The 22,092-nt window shown below is 74.7% G+C and carries 20 protein-coding genes; 9 read left to right on the top strand and 11 right to left on the bottom strand.

Annotated features, from left to right (window positions below):
• Positions 1-45 precede the first annotated feature (45 nt).
• Both ACW14Y_RS28370 and ACW14Y_RS28365 read right to left on the bottom strand, forming a co-directional pair.
• Positions 46-186: a DUF397 domain-containing protein gene (locus ACW14Y_RS28370; RefSeq protein WP_380392693.1), complete on the bottom strand. Its 141-nt coding sequence runs from the start codon at positions 184-186 to the stop codon at positions 46-48.
• Positions 143-1,096: a helix-turn-helix domain-containing protein gene (locus tag ACW14Y_RS28365; RefSeq protein WP_380392691.1), complete on the bottom strand. Its 954-nt coding sequence runs from the start codon at positions 1,094-1,096 to the stop codon at positions 143-145. Before ACW14Y_RS28365 ends, ACW14Y_RS28370 begins: the two co-directional genes overlap by 44 nt.
• 169 nt (positions 1,097-1,265) lie before the next feature.
• On the opposite strand from ACW14Y_RS28365, the gene ACW14Y_RS28360 reads away from it, so the two are divergent.
• Positions 1,266-1,739, top strand: coding sequence for an ATP-binding protein (locus ACW14Y_RS28360; RefSeq protein ID WP_380299810.1), 474 nt, complete (start codon positions 1,266-1,268; stop codon positions 1,737-1,739).
• A 3-nt stretch (positions 1,740-1,742) separates the two neighbouring features.
• Here the strand turns inward: ACW14Y_RS28360 and ACW14Y_RS28355 are convergent, their stop codons facing one another.
• The 3 genes from ACW14Y_RS28355 to ACW14Y_RS28345 all read right to left on the bottom strand — a co-directional run bounded on the left by ACW14Y_RS28355 (position 1,743) and on the right by ACW14Y_RS28345 (position 5,136).
• On the bottom strand, positions 1,743-2,243 hold the full coding sequence (locus tag ACW14Y_RS28355) for a cupin domain-containing protein (protein WP_456983762.1): 501 nt from the start codon (positions 2,241-2,243) through the stop codon (positions 1,743-1,745).
• 199 nt (positions 2,244-2,442) lie between these two features.
• Entirely contained in the window at positions 2,443-3,816 is a 1,374-nt protein-coding gene (gltX, locus tag ACW14Y_RS28350; RefSeq protein ID WP_266274692.1) for a glutamate--tRNA ligase, read from the bottom strand.
• Positions 3,817-3,942: 126 nt separating this feature from the next.
• The gene (locus ACW14Y_RS28345) at positions 3,943-5,136 is read right to left on the bottom strand and encodes an FAD-dependent monooxygenase (protein ID WP_456983761.1); all 1,194 of its coding nucleotides are present in this window, start codon (positions 5,134-5,136) and stop codon (positions 3,943-3,945) included.
• 220 nt (positions 5,137-5,356) lie between these two features.
• Between ACW14Y_RS28345 and ACW14Y_RS28340 the strand changes: the two genes are divergently transcribed.
• Positions 5,357-6,295: a TetR/AcrR family transcriptional regulator C-terminal domain-containing protein gene (locus ACW14Y_RS28340; protein WP_456983760.1), complete on the top strand. Its 939-nt coding sequence runs from the start codon at positions 5,357-5,359 to the stop codon at positions 6,293-6,295.
• 9 nt (positions 6,296-6,304) lie between these two features.
• On the opposite strand, the gene ACW14Y_RS28335 is transcribed toward ACW14Y_RS28340, so the two are convergent.
• Both ACW14Y_RS28335 and ACW14Y_RS28330 read right to left on the bottom strand, forming a co-directional pair.
• Positions 6,305-6,892, bottom strand: coding sequence for a hypothetical protein (locus ACW14Y_RS28335; RefSeq protein ID WP_456983758.1), 588 nt, complete (start codon positions 6,890-6,892; stop codon positions 6,305-6,307).
• An 87-nt stretch (positions 6,893-6,979) separates the two neighbouring features.
• On the bottom strand, positions 6,980-7,945 hold the full coding sequence (locus tag ACW14Y_RS28330; protein WP_380299814.1) for a GlxA family transcriptional regulator: 966 nt from the start codon (positions 7,943-7,945) through the stop codon (positions 6,980-6,982).
• 85 nt (positions 7,946-8,030) lie between these two features.
• Between ACW14Y_RS28330 and ACW14Y_RS28325 the strand changes: the two genes are divergently transcribed.
• Positions 8,031-8,648: a cysteine hydrolase family protein gene (locus tag ACW14Y_RS28325; RefSeq protein ID WP_456983757.1), complete on the top strand. Its 618-nt coding sequence runs from the start codon at positions 8,031-8,033 to the stop codon at positions 8,646-8,648.
• Here ACW14Y_RS28325 and ACW14Y_RS28320 read toward each other — a convergent pair.
• A complete protein-coding gene (locus tag ACW14Y_RS28320) occupies positions 8,641-9,456 on the bottom strand; it encodes an SDR family oxidoreductase (RefSeq protein WP_456983755.1) in 816 nt (271 codons plus the stop codon). The genes ACW14Y_RS28325 and ACW14Y_RS28320 overlap by 8 nt on opposite strands.
• A 182-nt stretch (positions 9,457-9,638) precedes the next feature.
• On the opposite strand from ACW14Y_RS28320, the gene ACW14Y_RS28315 reads away from it, so the two are divergent.
• Positions 9,639-10,553: a sigma-70 family RNA polymerase sigma factor gene (locus ACW14Y_RS28315; protein ID WP_380392696.1), complete on the top strand. Its 915-nt coding sequence runs from the start codon at positions 9,639-9,641 to the stop codon at positions 10,551-10,553.
• A 90-nt stretch (positions 10,554-10,643) separates the two neighbouring features.
• Here the strand turns inward: ACW14Y_RS28315 and ACW14Y_RS28310 are convergent, their stop codons facing one another.
• The 3 genes from ACW14Y_RS28310 to ACW14Y_RS28300 all read right to left on the bottom strand — a co-directional run bounded on the left by ACW14Y_RS28310 (position 10,644) and on the right by ACW14Y_RS28300 (position 13,465).
• A complete protein-coding gene (locus ACW14Y_RS28310; protein WP_380299818.1) occupies positions 10,644-12,203 on the bottom strand; it encodes a trypsin-like serine peptidase in 1,560 nt (519 codons plus the stop codon).
• A gap of 109 nt (positions 12,204-12,312) precedes the next feature.
• Positions 12,313-12,840, bottom strand: a complete 528-nt coding sequence (locus tag ACW14Y_RS28305) for a DinB family protein (RefSeq protein WP_456983752.1) — start codon at positions 12,838-12,840, stop codon at positions 12,313-12,315.
• Between the two features lie 46 nt (positions 12,841-12,886).
• Positions 12,887-13,465: a nucleosidase gene (locus tag ACW14Y_RS28300; RefSeq protein WP_380299820.1), complete on the bottom strand. Its 579-nt coding sequence runs from the start codon at positions 13,463-13,465 to the stop codon at positions 12,887-12,889.
• Between the two features lie 379 nt (positions 13,466-13,844).
• On the opposite strand from ACW14Y_RS28300, the gene ACW14Y_RS28295 reads away from it, so the two are divergent.
• From ACW14Y_RS28295 to ACW14Y_RS28275, 5 genes are all read left to right on the top strand, one after another.
• The gene (locus ACW14Y_RS28295; protein ID WP_402723535.1) at positions 13,845-15,269 is read left to right on the top strand and encodes a hypothetical protein; all 1,425 of its coding nucleotides are present in this window, start codon (positions 13,845-13,847) and stop codon (positions 15,267-15,269) included.
• A 15-nt stretch (positions 15,270-15,284) separates the two neighbouring features.
• Complete coding sequence (locus ACW14Y_RS28290; protein WP_380299822.1) at positions 15,285-16,298, top strand: glutamate ABC transporter substrate-binding protein; 1,014 nt, start codon at positions 15,285-15,287, stop codon at positions 16,296-16,298.
• Between the two features lie 157 nt (positions 16,299-16,455).
• Positions 16,456-17,955 carry a hypothetical protein gene (locus ACW14Y_RS28285; protein WP_456983750.1) on the top strand — a complete coding sequence of 500 codons (1,500 nt, stop codon included), beginning with the start codon at positions 16,456-16,458 and terminating at the stop codon, positions 17,953-17,955.
• Between the two features lie 5 nt (positions 17,956-17,960).
• Positions 17,961-20,606 carry a tetratricopeptide repeat protein gene (locus ACW14Y_RS28280; protein ID WP_456983748.1) on the top strand — a complete coding sequence of 882 codons (2,646 nt, stop codon included), beginning with the start codon at positions 17,961-17,963 and terminating at the stop codon, positions 20,604-20,606.
• 3 nt (positions 20,607-20,609) lie between these two features.
• Positions 20,610-21,944: a PP2C family protein-serine/threonine phosphatase gene (locus ACW14Y_RS28275; RefSeq protein ID WP_456983747.1), complete on the top strand. Its 1,335-nt coding sequence runs from the start codon at positions 20,610-20,612 to the stop codon at positions 21,942-21,944.
• Positions 21,945-22,092: the final 148 nt, after the last annotated feature.

Here is a 22,092-nt window from a genome sequence, read left to right as displayed (position 1 = left end):
GTGGGACTCCTCCATCGCACGGGCGCTCCATCCCCGGGAGTGGTCCTAACCAACCGGGAAGGAACCGTCCCGAAGAGCGGAGACAAAGGACTCCCAAGCAGCGGAAGGGAAGAGGAGCACCGGCCCGGAGGGGTCCTTCGAGTCACGCACCGGGACGACGGCGAGGGAAGGGGACGTGAGGGCCACCTCGATGCAATCGCCCCCGTTGCCGCCGCTGTAGCTGCTCTTGCGCCACTCGGCGGTGCCGAGCGTGTTCCTCGTCATATCTGAACCCTTCCAGCGCCCCGGCAATCAGCGCGAGCGAGTCGTCCGTCGAGAGCACTTCCCCGCGGAGGCGATCATAGCTGCGCTGATGACTCGAAACGATGGTCGGAACATTGCTCGGATGGCCGTGATCGAGGCTCTCCGAGTAGACCCAGTGCTGGCCGTCAGGCATCTCCAGCAGCACCATGGACTTGTCGATGATCGTCCGCCGATCGGCGAACGGCGCGACCTGGATGACGATGTTGGGCTGCTCGGCAAGGGCCAGCACGTGCTCCAGCTGGCGCCGCATCACGCCAGGTCCGCCATAGACGGTTCGAATGGCGCTCTCGTCCAGGATGACCACGAGCAAAGGGCCTTCGGGGTCGAGAAAGCGCTTCTGCCTGCCCAGCCGAGCCGAAGTCCGCTCCTCGATCAGGGCCGGATTGCCTGCCGCATCACTCGCTTCGAAGACCGCCTTCGCGTACGCGGGGCACTGCAACAGGCCATGCATGACGGAGCACTGAAACACCCGGAGGCCGACTGCCTCCGCCTCCATCTCGACGTGCTCCTGGAACCAGTCCGGGTGCTCGATCTCCGCATTCCAGTCCACCCGGTCCCAGAGGCGCTTCAACAGCCCACCGGTGTTCAACAACCGGTCTGCATCCTCGACGAGTTCGGGCTGCATCCGGCGCTTGCCGCTCTCGCAGCGCGTCAGCACCGTGCGGTCGCAGTGCAGGAGCTTGGCCAGCTCCTCCTGCGTGTAGCCGGCCAGCTCCCGGTAGAACCGCAGCTCCTCGCCGAACATCACCGCCGAACTCGCGGTCGGTTCGAGCTTGCTCCTCCGGTGTGCCATGACCGGTCCCCTCACGTGCCGCACACGTCCCGCACTGCGATTTGGTCGTCACCGTACCCGGCGGGAGCCGATGATTGTGGCGGAACGCAATCTTCTCCTTGCGCAGCGTGAATATCGCGCCCCATTCGCGAGCCCGTTCCACTCCCCCCTCTCACCCGAAGGCTTCGCCATGCCCTGTCTCCGCATCCCCCGCCGGCCCCGCGAGTTCGCCGCCCGCCTTCCCTCCCGGAACGACTCGGCCCCCCTCGCCCGCTCGTTCCTCCGGGCCTACCTGGCGGGCCTTCCTCGCGGCGAACGCTATTCCGACATCGGAGAGTTGCTGCTCGGCGAACTCGTCACCAACGCCGTCCGGCACAGCGACGCGCCGCCGGACCGCCTCGTGGAAGTCCGGTTCGCCGTCGTCGCCGACCGGCTCCGGCTGGAAGTGCACGACGCCGGCGCCGGTCGCCCCGTCCTCCGCCCCTCCGTCGCCCCCGAGGACGAGCACGGCCGCGGCCTGCTCCTCGTCGACGAACTCGCCGAGCGCTGGGGCTGCTGCCCCCGCGCCGGCGGCATCGGCAAGTTCGTCTGGGTGGTGATCTCCCCCGCCCCCGGGTTCACCGAGCTGGTCTTCGGCCGGTCGCCGAGACTCGTGACGGTCTGAGCGTCACTTCCCGGCCGCGGCCTCCAGGGTGGCGCGCCACAGCGGGCTGTCGACGTAGTGGTTGTCGTAGAGCTCGGAGGAGTCCTTGATCTCCTGCGGGCTCGCCTCGCCCCGCATCACCCGGCCGAGCAGGCGCAGGTAGTCGAAGCGCGGCATCCCCGGGGTGAAGACGAACAGCACGTCGGCCTCCGACCCGGGCGCGGCCGCAAAGGCGTGCGGGGTGTGCGGCGGGACGAGCAGGAAGTCGCCGCTCTCCAGGGTCTCGACCTTCTCGTCCAGCAGGACCTGGAGCTTGCCGCCGATGACGAAGAACAGCTCCGACGCCCGGGTGTGGAAGTGGGCCGGGGCGCCGACCGCGCCCTTCGCGAAGGTGGACCGGTAGCTGGTGACCGGGCTGCCGTCGGTGCCGTGGTCGGCCAGCAGGGTCATCACGCTGCTCGGGTCGCTGGTGGTCTCGGCGGTGGCGGCGCGGGTCAGGATGGGCTTGATCAGGCCGGCGTTCATGGTGGTTCTCCCCGTCTCGGGCGGCTCCGGCTCCCCTGCCGTCGCCTTGTGATGATCACTCTATTGACCGGATCGACCGGCTGAGGGGTGCATTCCAGCAGCAGAATCATGGGTCAATTTCAAAGTGGAGCGGCCCCGGGAACGACGACGGGCCGCACCCCCGACGTGGGGGTGCGGCCCGTACGGAACGGCTCCGGCGTCAGCCGGCCAGACGCTCCGCCGCCGCGTCCAGGCGGGCCAGGGTCCGCTCGCGGCCCAGCACCTCCAGCGACTCGAACAGCGGCAGACCCACGGTGCGGCCGGTGACCGCGACCCGGATCGGCGCCTGTGCCTTGCCCAGCTTCAGCCCGTGCTCGGCCGCGACGGCCTCCAGCTCGGCCTTGAGCGGCTCGGCCTCGAAGGCCTCGACGGCGGCGAGCTTCTCGCGGGCGGTGCGCAGCAGGGCCAGCGCGCCGTCCTTGTCCTTCATCGCCTTCGCCCAGGACTGCTCGTGCTGGACCGGCTCCGCCAGGAACAGGAAGTCGACCTGCTCGACGATCTCGCTCAGCAGCGCGATCCGGGACTGCGCCAGCGGGGCGAGCTCGGCGAACGCCTTGGCGTCGAACGCCTCGGCCGGCCACGGGGCGCGGTCGGCGGCCAGGTACGGCGCGCAGGCGGCGATGAACTCGTCCACCGACAGGGCGCGGATGTACTCGCCGTTGAACGAGCGCAGCTTCGCCACGTCGAAGAAGGCCGAGGCGGCGTTCACCTCGGAGATGCTGAACAGCTGCTCCAGCTCGGCGTACGGGCGGATCTCGACGTCGTCCTTCGGGCCCCAGCCCAGCAGCATCAGGTAGTTCACCATCGCCTCGGGCAGGTAGCCCTCGGCCAGGTAGTCCTCCAGCGCCACCTTGTCGCGGCGCTTGGACAGCTTCTGCCGCTTCTCGTTGACGATCACCGGCAGGTGCGCCCAGACCGGCGGGGTGGCGCCGAGGGCCTCCCACAGCAGCTGCTGCTTCGGGGTGTTGGAGAGGTGCTCCTCACCGCGGATGACCTCCGTGACGCCCTGCTCCAGGTCGTCGACCACGTTCGCGAGCAGGAACACCGGGCTGCCGTCGCCGCGGGCGATGACGAAGTCCTCGATCGCGGAGTTCGGGAAGGCCGGCTCGCCGCGGATGAGGTCGACCACTACGGTGGCGCCCTCGTCCGGGGTGCGGAAGCGCAGCGCCCGGCCCTCGGCGTACTCCAGGCCGCGCTCGCGGCAGAAGCCGTCGTAGCCGGTCTGGGCGGAGCCGGTGCGCTCGGCGGTCTGCTCGCGGGTGCAGTCGCAGTAGTAGGCACGGCCGGCCGCGTACAGCTTCTCGGAGGCGGCGCGGTGGGTGCCGGCGTTGGCGGACTGGAAGTACGGGCCCTCGAAGGCCGGGTCGCCCTCGTGGATCCCGATCGCGGCGAGGGCACTGATGATGCCGTCGGTCCACTCGGGCTTGTTGCGGGCTGCGTCGGTGTCCTCGATCCGCAGGACGAAGACACCGCCCTGCTGTCGTGCCGTCGCCCAGTTGTACAGCGCCGAGCGGGCGCCGCCGACGTGGAACATGCCGGTGGGGCTCGGAGCGAAACGGACGCGGACGGGACGGGAAACCTCGGTCATGGAACCAAAGGGTATCGGGCCGGGGACCGGTCCCGGTCACGCGCACCCCGCGCCGGGCCCGGGCGCGGCGTGCTACGCGGCGTCCAGGTCGATCGCGTTCTTCGCCCGCTCGACGGACTCCTCGGCCGCCGGGCCGCCGGGGTTCTCGGTGGCGAGGGCCTGGTTGAGGGTGACGAAGGGGCGCATCCGGCGCTCGTAGCGCTCGTAGGCCGCACGGTGTCCGGTGCCAATGCCAGTGCCGGTGTCACGTCCGGTGCCTGTGCCGGTGCCGGTGCCGGTGCCGGTGCCGGCGTCGCGCCCGGCGCCGGCGTCCCGGGCCCGGCCGAGCTCCTGGGCGAGGACGTACGCGCCGACCAGGGCCAGGCTGGTGCCCTGGCCGGAGAGCGGCGAGGCGCAGTAGCCCGCGTCGCCGAGCAGGACGGTGCGGCCGGCCGACCAGGAGTCCAGGTGGACCTGCGCCATCACGTCCGCGTAGAAGTCGGTCGAGCGGTGCAGGGCGTCCAGCAGCCGGGTCCGCTCCCAGGGCAGCTCGGCCATCCGCTCGGCGACCGTCCTCCGGGCCGCTGCGGGGTCGCGCTCGACGGGCGTGTCGCCGGCCCAGCCGAAGACGATCCGCAGCTCGGTGTTGTCGCGGACCGGGTAGATGCCGTAGCCGGCGTCGCCGTCGCGCTGCCAGACCTGCCAGTCCTCCAGGCCGAGGAAGTTGTCGGCGGCGAAGATCGCCACCTGGGTGCCGAGCGGGCTGAGGCAGTCCGCCTCCGGGCCGAAGACCAGCCGCCGCACCCGGGAGTGGAGACCGTCGGCGCCCACCACCAGGTCGAAGGTCCGCGGCTGCCCGTGCGCGAAGGTGGCGTGCACCCCGTGCTCGTCCTCGTGGAGCGAGGTGATGCTGTCGCCGTGGACGAACTCGATGCCCGCCGGGGCGTGGCCGTGCAGGATCTCCATCAGGTCGCCGCGCAGCAGTTCGACGTCCTCGCTGTCGAGTCGGCCGCTGCTGTAGGTGGCCTCCTCCGAGCGGTGCAGCTCGGTGCCGTCGGGGCCGAGCACGGACATGCCGCGCATCCGGGTGCGGACGGCGCGGACCTGCTCGGTGAGGCCGGTCCGCTCGATCACGTCGAGGGCGACGCCCCGGATGTCGACGGCCTGGCCGCCGGAGCGCGGGCCGGGGGCCAGCTCGACGACGGTCGGGGCGAAGCCCAGGCGGACCAGCCAGTGGGCGAGGGCGGTGCCGGCGATGCCGCCGCCGGAGACGAGGACGTTCTGCATGGTTGCTCCCCTGGTTCGTTGGGCCCGGTACGGCGCCTTCCGCCGTGAACGCTCTGAACGTACGCTGTACATGCAGAGCTCCGCAAGCCTCGAAACCGCAGGTCAGAGCCGTTTCTGAGCTAGTACAGCGGGCGTTTCCGGGCCGCTTCCCCTGGTAGCGTCTGCGCTAGTACAGGCCGGGCGCGGCCGCCGAGAATTTCCCGAACAGGAGGGCGCCGCCGTGGCACCCGAGACGGACCCGCCGTTCCGGCGCATCGCCGCCGACCTCCGCCGCCGGATCACCACCGGCGAACTCGCCCCCGGCGCGCGCGTCCCCTCGAACCGGCGGCTCGCGCAGGACTGGGGCGTGGCCCTCGCCACCGCGACCAAGGCACTCACGGTGCTCCGCTCGGAGGGCCTGGTCGAGGCCCGGCCCCGGGTGGGCACCGTGGTCGCCGCTGCCGCCCCCACCGCCCCCGCTCATCAACCATCCTCCGAAGAGGGCGAGTTGAGCCGCGAGCGGCTGGTCGCGGCCGCCCTGGGGATCGCCGACGCGGAAGGGCTCGCCGCCCTGTCCATGCGCGCCGTCGCGGCCCGGCTCGGCGTCGCCCCGATGACCGCCTACCGGTACGTCACCAGCAAGGACGAACTCGTCCTGCTCGCCGCCGACGCCGCCTTCGGCGAGGCCGGCTACCCCGCCGACCCGCCCGCCGGCTGGCGCCCCCGGCTCGAACTCGGCGCCCGCACCCTGTGGTCGCTGTTCCGCCGCCACCCCTGGCTCGCCGAACTCGGCCCCGTCACCCGGCCGTTGCTGCTGCCCAACCTGCTCACCCATGCCGAGTGGGCGCTCGCCGCCCTCGACGGCCACGGCCTCCCGGCCGCCACCGTCCTCGACATCCACGTGCTCTTCTACAGCTACATCGAGGGCCTCGCCGCCAACCTCGAACGCGAGGCCCGGGCCCAGGCAGCCACCGGCCTCACCGGCGACCAGTGGACCGACACCCGCTTCGCCGCCTTCGACACCCGCGCCGCCGCGGCCCGCTTCCCGGTCTTCACCCGCCTGACGGCCGAGTTGGACGAGGGCTACGACCTCGACCTCGACACCCTCTTCGAATCCGGCCTCGGCACCCTGCTCGACGGCCTCGCCCCGAGGATCGAGGGCGCGGCAGGGCGCGACTGAGGACCGGCGTCACCAGCCGAGCTGGGCCTCGCCGAGGACCTCGCTGCCGATGGCGGCGGCGAGCTTCCGTGCCCGGGGCTCGTCGCCGAACTTGCTCACATGGACGAAGACGGTGTGGTGCTCGGCCCAGCCGCCCCACTGGGACCGATCACCGTGGAACACGATCTGGACGCCGTCGTACTGCGGCGAACCGACGCTGCCGGTCTCCGGGTCGGCCGGCCACCGGCCGCACCAGTGGACGGCGGCCGTTCCCCGCCCGACGGCCGCCGCGAAACGCTCCTCCGCGCTCCCCGTCGGGACGTCCACCATGACGTTCAGGGGAAGGTGCGGCTCCAGCGCGGCGTCCTCCGCCGTTCGCGGGTCGAGATCGAACCGGAGGTACTCCCCCTCCGGACCGGTCCGCACGTCCAGGTGGTCGAGACGCGCTCCGGGCAGGACCTCGGCCATCCGCCGGACGTCGGCGGCCGTCAGCAGCTCGGCGTAGAGAGAGACCTCGTCCTCGCACGTCTCCAGCAGCGCGCGCAGCCGCTCGGCCCGCGCGTACGCCTCGGCCGGGTCGGTGGTACGGAGGACGGGGTACGCCCTGGAGTTGCCCATGGCCGAACCGTCACACACCGGCGCCGCCCTCCGCCATCGGATTCCGTCGTCGGATTGCGCCCGGCGGCGACACCGACGCCCCGGACGTCAGCCCGCGTCCCGCCCCCGGAAGGTGCGGCGGTACTCGCGGGGCGGGACGCCGAGGCGGGTGGTGAACGGCGGGCGCAGGGAGACGGCGGAGGCGAAGCCGCAGTGGACGGCGACCGTGTCCACCGGGAGGTCGGTGTCCTCCAGGAGGCGCTGGGCGGTGAGGATGCGCTGGTCGAGCAGCCAGCGCAGCGGGGTGGTGCCGGTCGCGGCGGCGAAGCGGCGGGCGAAGGTGCGTTCGGACATCAGGGCGAGGGCGGCCATCCGGCGGACGGTCCAGGGGGTGTCGAGGGCGGCCAGGACCTCGGTGCGGACGCGGGCGAGCGGGTCGTCCCCGGCGGGCGCGGGCTCCGGGACCGGGGAGGGAATGAACTGGGCCTGGCCGCCGGAGCGGAACGGCGCGGTGACCATGGCGCGGGCGATCGACGCGGCCGCCCGTTCGCCGTGGGCCGCGCGGACCAGGTGCAGGCAGAGGTCGATGCCGGCCGCCACCCCGGCGGAGGTCCACAGCCGGCCCTCGCCGGTGAACAGCACCTCGGGCCGTACGTCCACCGCCGGGAAGCGCTCCGCCAGGTCGTCGGCGAGGGCCCAGTGGGTGGTGGCGGTGCGGCCGTCCAGCAGGCCCGCCTCGGCGAGGACGAAGGCGCCCGCGCAGAGCGAGGCGACCGTGACGCCGCGTTCGTGGGCGGTGCGCAGCGCGGCGAGCACGGCCGGGTCGCGCGACTCCTCCGGCCGCTCCACGCCGGGCACGACCACCAGGTCGCAGGCGGCCAGCGCGTCCAGGCCGAAGTCCGGGACGCGTTCCAGCCCGCCGCCGAGCCGGACCCGGGCGCCGTCCGGGCCGCAGACCCGCAGGTCGAAGGCGGGGACACCGGGGCGACCCTCCCGCTCGGCCCAGACCTCGCCGATCACCGCGTAGTCGAACGGCCGCACCCCGTCGAAGACCAGACACCCCACCGTGCGCATGGGGGAAGCGTAGTGGCAGGATCGTATCGATGGGTGGCTCCACCGCCGCTCACGGGTGCGCCCGGGCCCGCCGCAGCATGGACGCATGACGAACACCAGCGCCTTCGACGCCCCGCTCACCATCGACACCGACGCCGTCCTGGTCGTCATCGACGTCCAGAAGGGCTTCGAGGACACCGCGTTCTGGGGCGAGCGCGACAACCCCGAGGCCGAGCAGCGGATCGGCGAACTGATCGACGTGTGGCAGGCCACCGGACGGCCGATCGTGGTCGTCCAGCACGCCTCCACCACCGGCCCGCTCGAACCGGGCACCCCCGGCTACGCGTTGAAGGACTTCGTGGCGGCGGTCGAGCCCGCGCTGCACATCACCAAGACGGTGAACAGCGCCTTCTACGGCACCCCGGACCTGCACGCCTGGCTCCAGGAGCGGGGCGCCCGGCAGGTGGTGGTCGCCGGGATCATCACCAATGTGTGCAACGAGACCACCGCCCGGATGGCGGGCAACCTCGGCTACGACACGGTCTTCCCGATCGACGCCATGCACGCCTTCGACATGACCGGCCCGGACGGCGTGACCCTCCCGGCGGCCGAACTCGCCCGGGCCACCGCGACGGTGCTGCACGCGATGCGGTTCGCCAAGGTGGTGCCGACCGCGGCGGTGGCCGCGGCGGCGAAGACCGGCGAGCCCGCCGACCTCAGCTGATCCCGAGTCGGCCGGCGGCGCCCGCCGGGAAGGTCTCGGCGAGGAACGCCTCCCAGCTGCGGGTGCCCCGGTCGGCGCCGGGCCGGGCGAGGTTGGCGCCCTCCCGGTAGCAGCGGCCCACCTTGCCGGGGGCGCGCAGCGGCAGCATCGGGCGGCGCTTCCCGGCGGCCAGCAGGTGGTCACGGGTCAGGTCGCCGAGCGTGCGGACGGCCGGGCCCGCGAGGTCCGGGACGAGCCCGGCGGGCGCGGCCAGGGCGAGTTCGACCAGGCGCTCGGCGACGTCCCGCGAGTCCACCGGCTCCCAGCGGATGCCGCCCAGCTTCGGGACGACCGGCAGCTTGGCCATCGCGGCCGCGGTCCTGAGGGTCAGGTCGTGGAACTGGGCGGCGCGCAGCACGGTGCACGGGATGCCCGAGCCGACGACGGCCCGCTCGGCGGCGTACTTGGCCCGGAAGTAGCCGAGCGGCACCCGGTCGGCGCCGATCACCGAGATGTACACCAGGTGCTTCACCCCGGCCCGCCGGGCGGCGGCGACCAGGTGGCGGGTGGTGGCCTCGTCGTTCTTGGCGTCGCCGGCCAGGTGCAGGACCACCTCGACCCCGGCGAGGGCCGCGTCCACGCCCGTCCCGCCCTCCACCAGCAGGTCGCCGGCCAGGTACTCGACGCCGTCGGCGGCCGGGCGGGGGTTGCGGGTGAGCACCCGGACGTCGCGGCCGGCCGCCCGCAGCAGCGGCACGACGTGGCGGCCGAGGGTGCCGGTGCCACCGGTCACGAGGACGGGGGCGTGGGTCGGGGTCGGGAGAGTCATGATCGTCACTCCTAGGACGAACGGAGGCCGCGCTTCCGGCGGACCCGCTAGCTTCGTGCTTCCGGAGCTTTGACCCACGGCGGCAGAGGAATGTGACACGGGTGGACGAGAACTTTCTGGCGGCGGACGCGGCGGACACGGAGGAGGACGCCGCGACCGCGGGGGGCGCCGGGTCGGGGGACGTGGACTCGTTCGAGGCGCACCGGCCGCACCTGCGGGCCGTCGCCTACCGGATGCTCGGATCGATCGCCGAGGCCGAGGACGCCGTCCAGGACACCTGGCTGCGCTACGACCGCACCGACACCTCCGCGGTGGAGAACCTCGGCGGCTGGCTGACCACGGTGGTCGGGCGGATCTGCCTCAACCTGCTGCGCTCGCGGGCCCAGCGGCGCGAGGAGTCCTTCGAGTCCCGGATCGGGGCGGGGAGCGGGGGCGGCGACATCGAGCCGCCGCGGATACCGGACCCGCTGCTCAGGCGGACGGACGCGCCGGACCCCGAGCAGGAGGTGCTGCTGGCCGACTCGGTCGGGCTGGCGCTGATGGTGGTCCTGGAGTCGCTCTCGCCCGCCGAGCGGGTGTCCTTCGTGCTGCACGACATGTTCGCGGTGCCGTTCGAGGAGATCGCCCCGCTGGTCGAGAAGACGGCGGCGGCCACCCGGCAGCTGGCCAGCCGGGCCCGGCGCAAGGTGCAGGGCCGGGCGCCCGCGCCGGACCGGGACCTGGCCCGCCAGCGGGTGGCCGTCGACGCGTTCTTCGCCGCCACCCGCACCGGGGACCTCGACGCGCTGCTCGCGGTGCTGGACCCGGACGTGGTGCTGCGCGCCGACGGCGCCGCCGCCGGGCGGGAGCAGCGGCGTCCGGTGGTGCTCAACGGGGCCCGGACGGTCGCGGGCCAGGCGGTCATGTTCCGCAGCCTGTCGCCGTACGCGCGGCCGGCGCTGGTCAACGGCGCGGCGGGAGTCGTGGTGATCGGGGCGAACGGGCGGCCGGTGTCGATCATGGCGTTCACCGTGGTGGGCGGCGTGATCGTGGCGATCGACGTGCTCACCGACCCGGACCGGCTGGCCGCGCTGGACCTCACGGCGTTCGCCGACTGAGCCACCTCGGGCGGGCATGCGGCCGCCCCCGCACACCTCGGTGTGCGGGGGCGGCCGTCGTGCGTCCGGCGGGCGTCGGCCCGGCCCGGATCAGCCCTTCTTGGAGATGAAGTCGTACGCGCCGGCGGCGACGTCGTCCAGGTACGGTCCGGCCTGGAACTTCGGGTCACCGGTGTGCTGCCCGACCGAGACGTTGCTGACCAGTGCCGGCTTGCCGTCCTTGACCGCCAGCCAGCCGCCGCCGCTGGAACCGCCGGTCATGGTGCAGCCGATGGCGTGCATCGGCGGGCGGGCCGGGTCGTAGGACAGCCGGGTCGGCCGGCCGCTCTCGCAGCGGTTGAGCTCCATGCCGTCGAACGGCGGGGCCGCCGGGTAGCCGTACTCGGTGATGCTGAGCTGCTCGCGCGGGGCGTTGAACCAGACCGGCACGGCGCCGCCGACCGCCTCCTCCAGCGACTTGCCGCCCTCACCGGGCTGCACCCGGATGATCGCGAAGTCGTACTGGGTGGCCGGTGAACCGCCGTCCCCGCCCTCGGCCTTCCACTGCGGCGAGGTGACCGCCTGGGTGGCGTTCCAGATGCCGAGCGGCGCGTACTGCGCCTCCTCGGCCTGCTTGCCGCCGCTCAGCGCGCCGGTGCTGTTGAACGCCGGGATGAAGGAGATGTTGCTGAAGTACTTGCCGCCCTTGCCCTGGTGGATGCAGTGGCCGGCCGTCCAGACCAGGTTGCTCTTGCCGGGGTGGGCCGGGTCGGCGACCACGGTGGCGGAGCACTGGTAGTGGCTCAGCCCGGCGGCGGCCTCGGCACCGCTGCCCGGCGCGTCCGCGAACAGCTTCCCGTGCACGGCGACCTTGGTGTACGGGTGCGGGACCGGCTGGGCGTTGACGGTCTTCGGCAGCGGGTCGTTGCCGTTGTCGGCGGGCTGCGCCGGCTGGGCGGGCGGCTGCGCGGGCTGGGCGGGCGGCTGCGCCGGGGCCTGCGTCGGCTGCGCGGGTGCGGCCGGCGGCTGCGACGGCTGCGCCGGGGCCTGGGTGGGCTGCGCCGGCGGGGCCGGGGCCTGCGAGGCCGGCTGCTGGGTGTTCGACGGCTTCGGCGGCGCGGGCGGCGGGGTCGGGTGCCCCGGCTGGGTGGGCTGGCCGGCCGGCGGCTTGCCGGGCGTGGTGGCCGGGGCGGTGGGCGCACCGGGCGCCGTCGGCTGCCCGGGCTGGGCCGGCTGCGAGGGCTGGGCGGGCTTGGCGGGCTGCGAGGGCTGGGCCGGCTGCGAGGGCTGCGCCGGGGCCTGGGTGGGCTGCGCCGGTGCGGCGGGCGGTGCGGCCGGCGGGGCCGGGGGCGGCGGGAGCGGCTCGTTGGGCTTGGCCTTGAGCAGCTTGTCCAGCGTCCAGAAGCCCTTGGCGGCGGCCGGGAGGGCGTAGTCCTTCGCCCACTTCTCCCAGTCGTCGAACTTCCACTTCTTCAGGTCTTCGAGGTTGGCCGGCAGTCCGATGTTCGGCGCCGCGCCCGGGCCCGCGGTGGCGGCGGTGTCGGCCGAGCTGTTGTCCGGGCCGCAGGCCGCGGTGGTGAGCAGCGTCAGCGCGAGCGCCGAGGCGCCGAGCGCCGTCCTGGCGGCGTGCGCGGTGCGACGGCGCCCGCTGCTTCTGTCAGAAAAAGACATGAACTTGTATTCCCCCTGTGTGAAAAACACCCGGCGCCGCCGGAGCGGCGCCGGGTACTGCGCGGGGGAGTATTCCACTCTCCGTCAGGACGGCGGCCACCCACCCCCGTCAGCGGCCGACCGAGCCGTCCAGCAACTCCCGCAGGATGTCGGCGTGCCCGGCGTGCCGGCCGGTCTCCTCGATCATGTGGACGAGCAGCCAACGCATCGACGGCGCCTCGGCGTTGGGCCGCAGCGAGCGCACGCCGGGCCGGTCCGGCCGGTCCGCCGCCGAGACGATCACCTCGTTGGCCCGGGCGATCGCCTCCCGGTAGGCGGCGACCGACCCGGCCACCGTCTCGTCGCCGGGCGAGGGCGCGTCGTCGTCCCACAGGTCGACGTCGTCCCCCCGGTAGGCCCAGAGGAACCAGTTGAGTTCGACGGCGGTGAGGTGGCGCACCAGCCAGAGCAGGCTCGTCCCGGAGGCGACACCGGGGCGGCGGGCGTCCTCGTCGGACAGTCCGTCGGTCTTGGCGATCACACAGGTGCGCAGGTAGTCGAGGAAGGTGAGCAGCGTGGTGTGCTCGTCGGCGTTCAGCCCCGGCGGCCGGAGGTCGTCGGCCCGCACGGGCGCGGGGGCGTCGGTGTTTTCGGTCACCCGGCCACCCTAGGAGGCCCCGCCCGCAGCGCGGCCCCTCGGACCGTCACCAGCCCTGGGCGTGCAGCCAGTCGGCCAGGTGGCGGGCGCAGTCGTCGACCGACTCGCGCCAGGCGCGGGCGGCGCCGTCGCCCGCCTCGTCGCTGACGTGCTTGACCAGCCGGACCGGCAGACCGGCCCGGTGGGCGACGGCGGCGACGGCGTAGCCCTCCATGTCCACCAGGTCCGCGTGCTCGGCGAGGCGGTCGCGGGCGGCGGGGTCGGAGACGAAGAGGTCGCCGGTGGCCAGGACCGGCCCGTCGCCGCCCTTGCCGACGACCAGCGGCGCGCCGTACGTGCGACCGGTGAGGGCGTACAGGGTGGGGGTGTCCAGGTCGTGCTGGATCACCTGGGTGACGGTGTGGGTGCCCTCCCAGCCGGGGCGCAGGGCACCGGCGGTGCCGAGGTTCACCACCTCGGAGGGGTGCTTCCCCCCGGCGAGGACGGTGGCCAGCGCGGCGGCGGCGTTGACCTTGCCGATGCCGGTGAGCAGCACCGGAAGGCGGTCGCCGAGGTGGGCGGCCTCCTCCCGGACGGCGACGACGAGCAGCGGACGGTCGGCGGAGATCGTTCCCAGAAGGCGCATGGCGTCATCGTACGAAGGACCGGGCCGCCGGGGCGGACCCGCACCGCTCGCGCCCCGGGGAGCGCGCCCGCCCGGTTCACGCCGCCGGACGCGCCGCGGACCCCCGGCACGGACACCCCGGCGCGGAGACCCGGCACAGGCGCTGCTCCCACACAAACGGACCCCAATCCTCCGGTCAACTCGGGAACCGCGTAGGGTGCGTGCCGCGTCGACCCGTTCGCCGCACGGCCCGAGGGGGGACCCGGGCCGGCGCGCGAAGCAGGGACGGACAGCTCAAGATCCGCGCAACTCGGGTGTGGCCGCGGGGAGTGACGGCCATACTGCTGGCAACGGCCGGGCCCCCGAAACGGGGGGCGGGCCTCAGGGGAGGGGGTGGCTGGTGGCGACACCGGTACGCACGAAGGGGCCGGGCGCGCACACGCCGGAGCGGTCCGCGGGTACGGTGCCGGCCCAGCGACGGGCCGGCGGCACGGGGGCGGTGGCCCTGCCGACCGGGCCGCTCGCCCGGCTGGGGCGGGTCACCCGGACGGCGCCCGGGCGGCTGCGGCTGGCCGGAGCGCTGCTGGCGGTGCTGACCCTGGCGTTCGGCGCGCTGACCGCCGTCCAGGTGAACTCCCGGGCCGCGGCGGCGCAGCGGGTGGTCGACAGCAGCCAGCCGCTGAGCCAGGCGGCCGCCGACATCAACCGCTCGCTGGCCGACGCGGACGCCACCGCCGCCACCGGCTTCCTGCTGGCGGGCGCCGAACCGCGCGCCGTGCGGGAGCGCTACGAGCAGGACCTCAGGACGGCCTCCCAGCTGATCACCGAGTCCGCCTCCCGCACCCCCGCCTCCTCGCAGCTGCGGGAGCTGCTCTCCAAGCTGAACCAGCAGGTGCCGGTGTACGCGGGGCTGGTGGAGACCGCCCGGTCCAACAACCGACAGGGCTACCCGCTCGGCGGCGCCTACCAGCGGTACGCCTCCGAGCAGATGCGCTCCGTGCTGCTGCCGGCCGCCGCGCAGTTCTCGGCCGCCGAGAACGCGCAGCTGGCCGAGGACATGAAGGCGGCCCGGGCCACCCCGTGGGCCGGGTACGCGCTGGGCCTGCTGGCACTGACCGGACTGGTCTGGGTGCAGCTGACGCTGTTCCGCCGGACCAACCGGGTCTTCAACATCGGACTGGTGGCCGCCACCGCCTCCGTGCTGGCCGCGGTGCTGTGGCTGACGGTGGCCGCGAACGGCGCCGCCACGGCGCTGGCGCGCGGCGACCGCGAGGGCGGAGTGCCGCTGCGGGCGCTCAACGCGGCCCGGGTGGACGTGCTGACCGCCCGTCTGGCGGAGAACCTCCACTACGTGGCGCGCGGCTCCAGCGGCGTCTACGCCGACCTGTGGTCGAAGACCACGGAGCACCTGTTCACGTCCGACCCCGGGCGCGGCACCGGGCCCGGCACCCTGGTGCAGGCCCAGTCGCTGGCACCGCGGGAGGCCGGGGCCAAGCTCGCCCAGGCCATGGCCGACTACCAGCAGTGGCGCGAGCGGCACACCGCCGCGACCAAGCTGGAGAACGAGGGCGACTACCAGGCCGCGCTGGACGCCACCGTGACGGCCCGGGAGGCGGACGCGCCGAAGACGGCCGAGGCCGCGTTCGCCGCCACCGACCGGGAGCTCGCCGAGGCGGCGGTGCTGGAGGAGGGCGAGTTCCGGGACGCCGCGCTGGGCGTCGACAAGGACCTGCGCACCGCGGCCGCGGCGATCGCGGTGCTGGGTCTGCTGGCCGCCGCCGCGGCGCTGGGCGGCCTCGGCCGCCGACTGGCCGAGTACCGGTAGAGGGGGGACGGAAGCATGGTCACGAGCACGAGCACGAGCACCGGTCGCGACCGGGGCCGGGGCCGGGCGGCCGCGCTGCGCGGGGCCCGGACGGCGGTGGCGCTGGCGCTGCTGGCGAGCGGCGCCCTGGTCCTGGGCGCGGGCGGGCCGCGGGAGGCCTCCTCCGCGGCCGGCACCCCGCGCCAGGTGCCGCTGGCGGCGCAGCAGGAGCAGGCCGGACAGTCGGAGCAGAGCGGCCAGGCCGACTGCGACCTGTACCGGAGCGTCCCGCCGAGCACCGAGGACGGCCCGGCGGTGAAGGCGATCAAGGCCAAGCGCAGCCTGGTCGTCGGCGTCGACCTGAACAGCTACCGGTGGGGCTCGCGCAACCCCAACACCGGCCAGGTGGAGGGCTTCGACATCGACCTCGCCCGGGCGATCGGCACCGCGATCATGGGCGATCCGGAGAAGGTCGTGCTGAAGGCGGTGCCGACCGCCGACCGGATCAAGTTCATCCAGGAGGGCCGGGTCGACATCATCGTCCGGACCATGTCGATCACCTGCGAGCGGATGGAGCAGGTGGCCTTCTCCCGCCCCTACTTCACCACCAGCCAGCGGGTCCTGGTGCCGCGCTCCTCCCCCGCGAAGACCATGGACGAGGCGCTGAACGGCGCCACCGCCTGCGCCGCCTCCGGCTCGTCGGCCGAGGAGGAGCTGAAGACCCGTCCGGTCAAGCAGCTGGTCACCGTGCAGAACCACCTCGACTGCCTGGTGCTGATGCAGCTGGGCAAGATCGACGTCACCATGACCGACGACGGACTCGCGGCCAGCCAGGCCGCGCAGGACCAGACCGTCCGGGTGCTCGACGGCGAGGTCCGGCCGGGCGTGATGGGCGTCGCGATGCTGAAGACCAGCACCGATCTGACGGCCCGGGTGAACCAGGTGCTCAACGACTACTACACCGGCGGCAGCTGGCGGCGGGCGTACGACACCTGGCTCAAGCCCTACCTGCTGGACGACGCCGACCGGCACTGGCCGACCCCCCGGTGACGGCCGCGGCGGGCCGCACCGACGGCTCCTCGACGACCGGGCCCGGCCCGGTGGCGGGGGCGCGCGCTAGGGTCGGGGCGGACTCCCCGGGAACCGGAACAGCCGGGCCCGGAAGCACGGCACACGGCACACGGCAGGCGGAGGAGGGGAGGGGACGATGGCGGCTTCGGCCGGCCCGGTACTGAGCCGGGAGGAGGTGGACCGCGCGCTGGCGCGCCTCGGCGCGGAACGCGACGCGGTCGAGTCCGCGCTGCTCTCGCTCCAGGACCACCCGGGCCTGCGCCTGCTCGACGGCGCCGGACTGACCGGGCGGACCCTGGAGCGCTGGTCCGTCGTCGGACAGGGCCTGCCGCTGCTGTGGGCGCTGTTCGACCGCTACTCGGAGGCACTGGCCTCGGCGCGCGCGGTCCGGGCCCGCAAGGCCAAGCCCGGCGGGCCCGAACTCGCCGAGCTCAGCGAGCTGCTGACCGGCGACGCGGTCACCGTGCCCGGTGGCGCGCCGGACGGCCCGCAGCGGCTCGGCGCACCCGCCCGGCTGGTCGAACGGGTCAGCCTGGAGGAGCTCATGGAGCGGATGAACTCCTGGTACGCCACCGTGCTGGAGGTGGTCTCGGCGGCCGACGCGGTCTGGACGGCGCTGCCGGCCCGGATCGATCTGCTGATCGCCGAACTGCGCCGGGTGCAGACCCTGGCGGCCTCGCTCGGCGTGCGCTCCGGCACCCACCCGCTGGGCGACGACCTGGAGGCGCTGGACGCCGACCTGGAAGGCCTGCGGACCGAGGTCCGCGCCGACCCGCTCGCGCTCTGGCGGCCCGCCAGGGTCCCGGCCCAGCGCGGCACGGTGCCGGACGGCGGCGCCTCGGCCCTCCCCTCCGGAGTGGTGGACACCGAGCGCTTCGACCGGGCCGGGCGGGCGCTGGACGGCGTCCGGCAGGAGCTGGAGAACCTGCTGCGGCTGCGCGACGACGCCGAGGAGCGGCTGCAGGGCGTCGGCGACCTGCTGCAGCGGGCCGACGCCACCCTGGCCGAGGCCCGCCGGGCGCGCGGCGAGGTGCTGGCGAAGATCGCCGCCACCGAGGTGCCGGCCGTCCCCGGACCGGCGTCGGCGCTGCGGGAACGGATCGTGCTGGCGCTGGACCTGCGGCAGAACGGGCAGTGGTACCGGCTGGCGCCGCTGCTCGACGCGCTGGAGGACGCCGCCGCCAAGGAGCTGGCCCGGGCCCGGCAGTCGCTCACCGAGGTGACCCAGCCGCTGGCCGTCCGGGCCGAACTGCGCGGGCGCCTGGACGCGTACAAGGCGATGGCGGCCCGGCTCCGGGTGTCCGAGGACCCGGTGGTGCTGGAGCGCTACGAGAAGGCGCGCTGGCTGCTGTGGAGCGCGCCGTGCGACCTCCGGGCGGCGGCCGGCGCGGTGGCCCGGTTCCAGCAGGCGCTGCGACCGGCACCGGGCGAGCCCGGGGCGGGCGCGGGCGCGGCGGAGCCGGACGGGACCGGGTACGGCGGCACCGGGTACGGCGGTGCCGGGCCGAGCGCGGCCGGGTACGGCGGCGCGGTGCAGGACAGGATCGAACGGGACGGGATCGGGCGGGGCGGGGCGGCGGCCGGCGGGGAGCCGGCCGACGGACAGGCTGTCGACGGACGGGTACAGGGGGGCTGACGGTGATGGGCGAGACGTGCGTACGACCGGAGTGCGGCACCGGGACGATCGACGCGGACGGCTACTGCGACGAGTGCGGCCTCGCCCCGGCGAGCACCACCTCGACGCGTGCCGGCACCGGGTCGACGCCCGCGGGCGCCGGGTCGGGCCGGACCGGGACGGGTCCGGCGACGGGCACCGGCACGGCGACCGGGACCGGCCGCGGGACGGCCGCCGGACGGAGGTCCGTCGCCGGACCGGGTGACCCCTGCCCGCGCGACTGCGCCGGGACGGTCGACCCCGACGGCTACTGCGACGAGTGCGGCCTCGGCGCCGCCTCGGCCCCCCTGACCGCCGGCCCGGACTCCGGCCCGGCCCGCAGCTCCTCCGTCCGCAGTTCCTCGGTCCGCAGCGGTTCGGCCCGTTCGCTGTCCGGCCGGTCCCGCTCGCACCGCTCCACCCGCACCGGCAGCAGCCGCTCGGTCTCGGTGCGCAGCAGCCGCGGCAGCAGTTCCGCCGGCCGGCACCGGCTGGGCGCCGGTCTGGTGACGGTGCCGACCGTCCCGGCCGCCGATCCGTCGCTGGCGGTGCTGGAGAACCCGGAGGTGCCGGAGCGCAAGCGGTTCTGCTCCAAGTGCGACACCCCGGTGGGCCGGGACCGGAACGGCCGGCCCGGCCGCCCGGACGGCTTCTGCACCAAGTGCGGCACCCCGTACTCGTTCACCCCCAAGCTGCGTCGCGGGGACCTGGTCGGCGGGCAGTACGAGGTGGTCGGCTGCCTGGCGCACGGCGGGCTCGGCTGGATCTACCTCGCGGTCGACCGGCGGGTCAACGACAAGTGGGTGGTGCTCAAGGGCCTGCTGGACACCGGGGACGAGGACGCCCTGGCGGTGGCCGTCGCCGAGCGCCGCTTCCTGGCCGAGGTGGACCACCCGAACATCGTCCGCATCATCAACTTCGTCGAGCACCCGGACCTGCGGACCGGCGCCACCGACGGCTACATCGTGATGGAGTACGTCGGCGGCAAGTCCCTGAAGGACATCGCCAACGAGCGCCGCCTCCCGGACGGCCGGCGCGACCCGCTGCCGGTCGAGCAGGCGATCGCGTACGGGCTGGAGGCGCTGCCCGCGCTGGGCTACCTGCACTCCCGGGGCCTGGTGTACTGCGACTTCAAGATCGACAACGTGCTGCAGAGCGGCGACGCGCTCAAGATCATCGACATGGGCGCCGTCCGCCGCCTCGACGACGACGGCCCGATCTACGGCACCATCGGCTACCAGGCCCCCGAGATCGCCACCGACGGCCCCTCCCCCGCCTCCGACCTCTACACGGTGGCCCGCACCCTGGCCGTCCTCAGCTTCGACTTCCAGGGCTACTCGACCACCTACCGGGAGACCCTGCCCGGCCCCGAGTCGGTCCCGGTCTTCGCCTCCTACGAGTCCTACTACCGCCTGCTGGTCCGCGCCACCGACCCGGACCCGGCCCGCCGGTTCGGCTCCGCCGAGGAGATGGCCGACCAGCTCACCGGTGTGCTGCGCGAGGTGCTCGCGCTCCAGGACGGCCGGGCCCGGCCCGCACAGTCCACCCTGTTCGGCCCCGAACTCCGGGTCGTCGACACCGAGTTGGTGGCCACCACGGTGCGCCGCGGGGAACTGCTGCTGACCGCCGTCGACCCGGCCGCCGCCGCGCTCGCGCTGCCCGTCCCCCGGGTCGACCCGGCCGACCCGAACGCCGGCTTCCTCGCCACCCTGCTGGCCGCCGACCCCGCGGAGGCGCTCACCGCGCTGGACGGCGCCCCCACCGACTCGGTGGAACGGCGACTGCGGGCCCTGCGCGCCCTGCTCGAACTCGGCCGCCCGCACCAGTCCGCGGAGGCGCTGGCCGCGCTGGAGAAGGACCACCCGGACGACTGGCGGGTGGTCTGGTACCGGGGCCTGGCCTCCCTGGTCACCGCCGCCGAGGCCGAGGCCGGTGCGAGCGCGGATGCGGGCGCGGGTGCGGGTACCGGCGCCCCCGAGGGGGAATCGGCCCGCGAACGGGCCCTGCGCGCCGCCGCCGAGGCCTTCGACGCCGTCTACGACGCCTTCCCCGGCGAGGCCGCCCCCAAGCTGGCCCTCGCCGTCTGCGCCGAACTCCTCGGCGACGGCGGCGACGCGGCCGAGTTCTACCGCCTGGTGTGGAGCACCGACCAGAGCTACCTGAGCGCCGCCTTCGGGCTGGCCCGGGTCCGGCTCGCCGACGACGACCGGGCCGGCGCCGTCGCCGCCCTGGAGAGCGTCCCGGCCACCTCCAGCCAGTACACCGCCGCCCGGATCGCCGCCGTCCGGGCCCGGCTGCGCGAGCGGCCCACCACCGACCCGCTCGGCGCCGACCTCGGCGCGAGCTCCGAGCAGCTGACCGCGCTGCGCCTGGACGACCGCCGCCGCGAGGAACTCGCCGTCGAGGTGCTCGGCGCGGCGCTCGGCTGGGTCACCGCCGGCTCCCCCGGGGGAACCGGCGCGGGCCCGGCGACGGGCGAGGTCAGCGTGCTGGGACGGCCCGCGGTGGAAAGGGAACTGCGGTTCGCCCTGGAGCAGTCCTACCGGGTACTCGCCCGGTTGGCCGACCGGGCCGAGACCAGGATCGAGATGGTGGAACGGGCCAACCGGGCCCGTCCCAGGACGTGGGTGTAACTGATGCCGCAGCAGACCGTGTGCCAGAGCTGTGCCGAGCCGATGGACCCGGAGGACGTCTTCTGCGGGTCCTGCGGAGCCGGCCGGGACGGCCGTCCCGCCCCCGGCGCGATGCCGGCCGGCTGGTCCGCCACCCGGGCCGGCGACGGCGAGGACCACCCGCCGACCCTGCCCAACACCCCCTCCGTGCCCGCCCAGGCCGACCGGAGCGCGGTCGCCTGCGCGCACTGCGGACTCCACCAGGTGACCCCCGACGGCTACTGCGAGGCCTGCGGCCGCGCCCAGCCGCGCCCCCGCGACCACATGGAGAAGGCGCTGGCCGGCGTCGCCGGCGTCAGCGACCGCGGCCTGCGGCACCACCGCAACGAGGACTCCTTCACCATCGCCGCCTCCTCGCTGCCGGGCGGCGACCCGGTCGTGGTGGCCGTGGTCTGCGACGGCGTCTCCTCCTCCGACCGGCCCGACCAGGCCTCCGAGACCGCGGTCGACGCCGCCTCCGAGTCGCTGCTCAGCTCGCTGGAGGCGGGCACCGACCCGACCCGGGCGATGCGCCGGGCGATCGCCGACGCGGCCGACGCGGTGGCCGCCCTCGCCACCGACGGCACCCGGCCGCTCCGGCCCGACGTCAACGCCCCGGCCTGCACCTACGTCAGCGCGATCGCGTCCGGCGGCCGGATCACCATCGGCTGGGTCGGCGACACCCGGGCCTACTGGATCCCCGACGACCGGGTCGCCGCCGAGCCGTTCCGGCTCACCCAGGACGACTCCTGGGCGGCCCGGATGGTCGAGGCCGGCCTGATGGGCGAGGCCGAGGCGTACGCGGACCCGCGCGCCCACGCCATCACCGGCTGGCTCGGCGCGGACGCCGAGGAGGTCGTGCCGCACACCCTCGACTTCACCCCGCACGTGCCCGGCGTGCTGCTGGTCTGCACCGACGGCCTGTGGAACTACGCCGAGGCCGCCACCGACCTGGCGTACTACGTCCGGCCGGACGCCCGGACCGAACCGCTGGCCGCCGCGCAGTCGCTGGTGAAGTTCGCCGTCGCGGCCGGCGGGCACGACAACATCACCGTCGCCGTGCTGCCGATCGACCCGCCCCCGGCCGCCCCGGGCACCGGGGAGGACGCCCGGACCGCGACCGCGCTGGACCTGCCGGTGATCACCGCGACCGGCGCGGCGTACGGGAGCGGCGCGGCGGACGAGGAGGAGGAGGACCACGCGCCGACCCTGCCGGACATCCCGGTGATCGGCTCGCCCGCCGCCCCGCTGCCCCCGGTCCCGCCGCCGCCCGCCGTACCGCCCCGCCCGCCCGTGCCGCCGGTGCCACCGGCCCGCTGACCCGCCCGCACCGCCGGGGCCCGCGCCCCCTCGGCGCGGGCCCCGGCGCGCGGTCCGCGACGGGCCGCGGGCACCGGTCCCCCGGCACCGGACACTCAGCCCCGGACGCCCAGCACCGCGCGACCCGCACCGAGCCACCCGCACCTGC

The sequence above is a fragment of the Kitasatospora sp. cg17-2 genome (assembly GCF_054031055.1).
The sequence above is the reverse complement of the archived record's forward strand: the minus strand, read 5'-3'. Positions and strand labels throughout refer to the sequence as shown.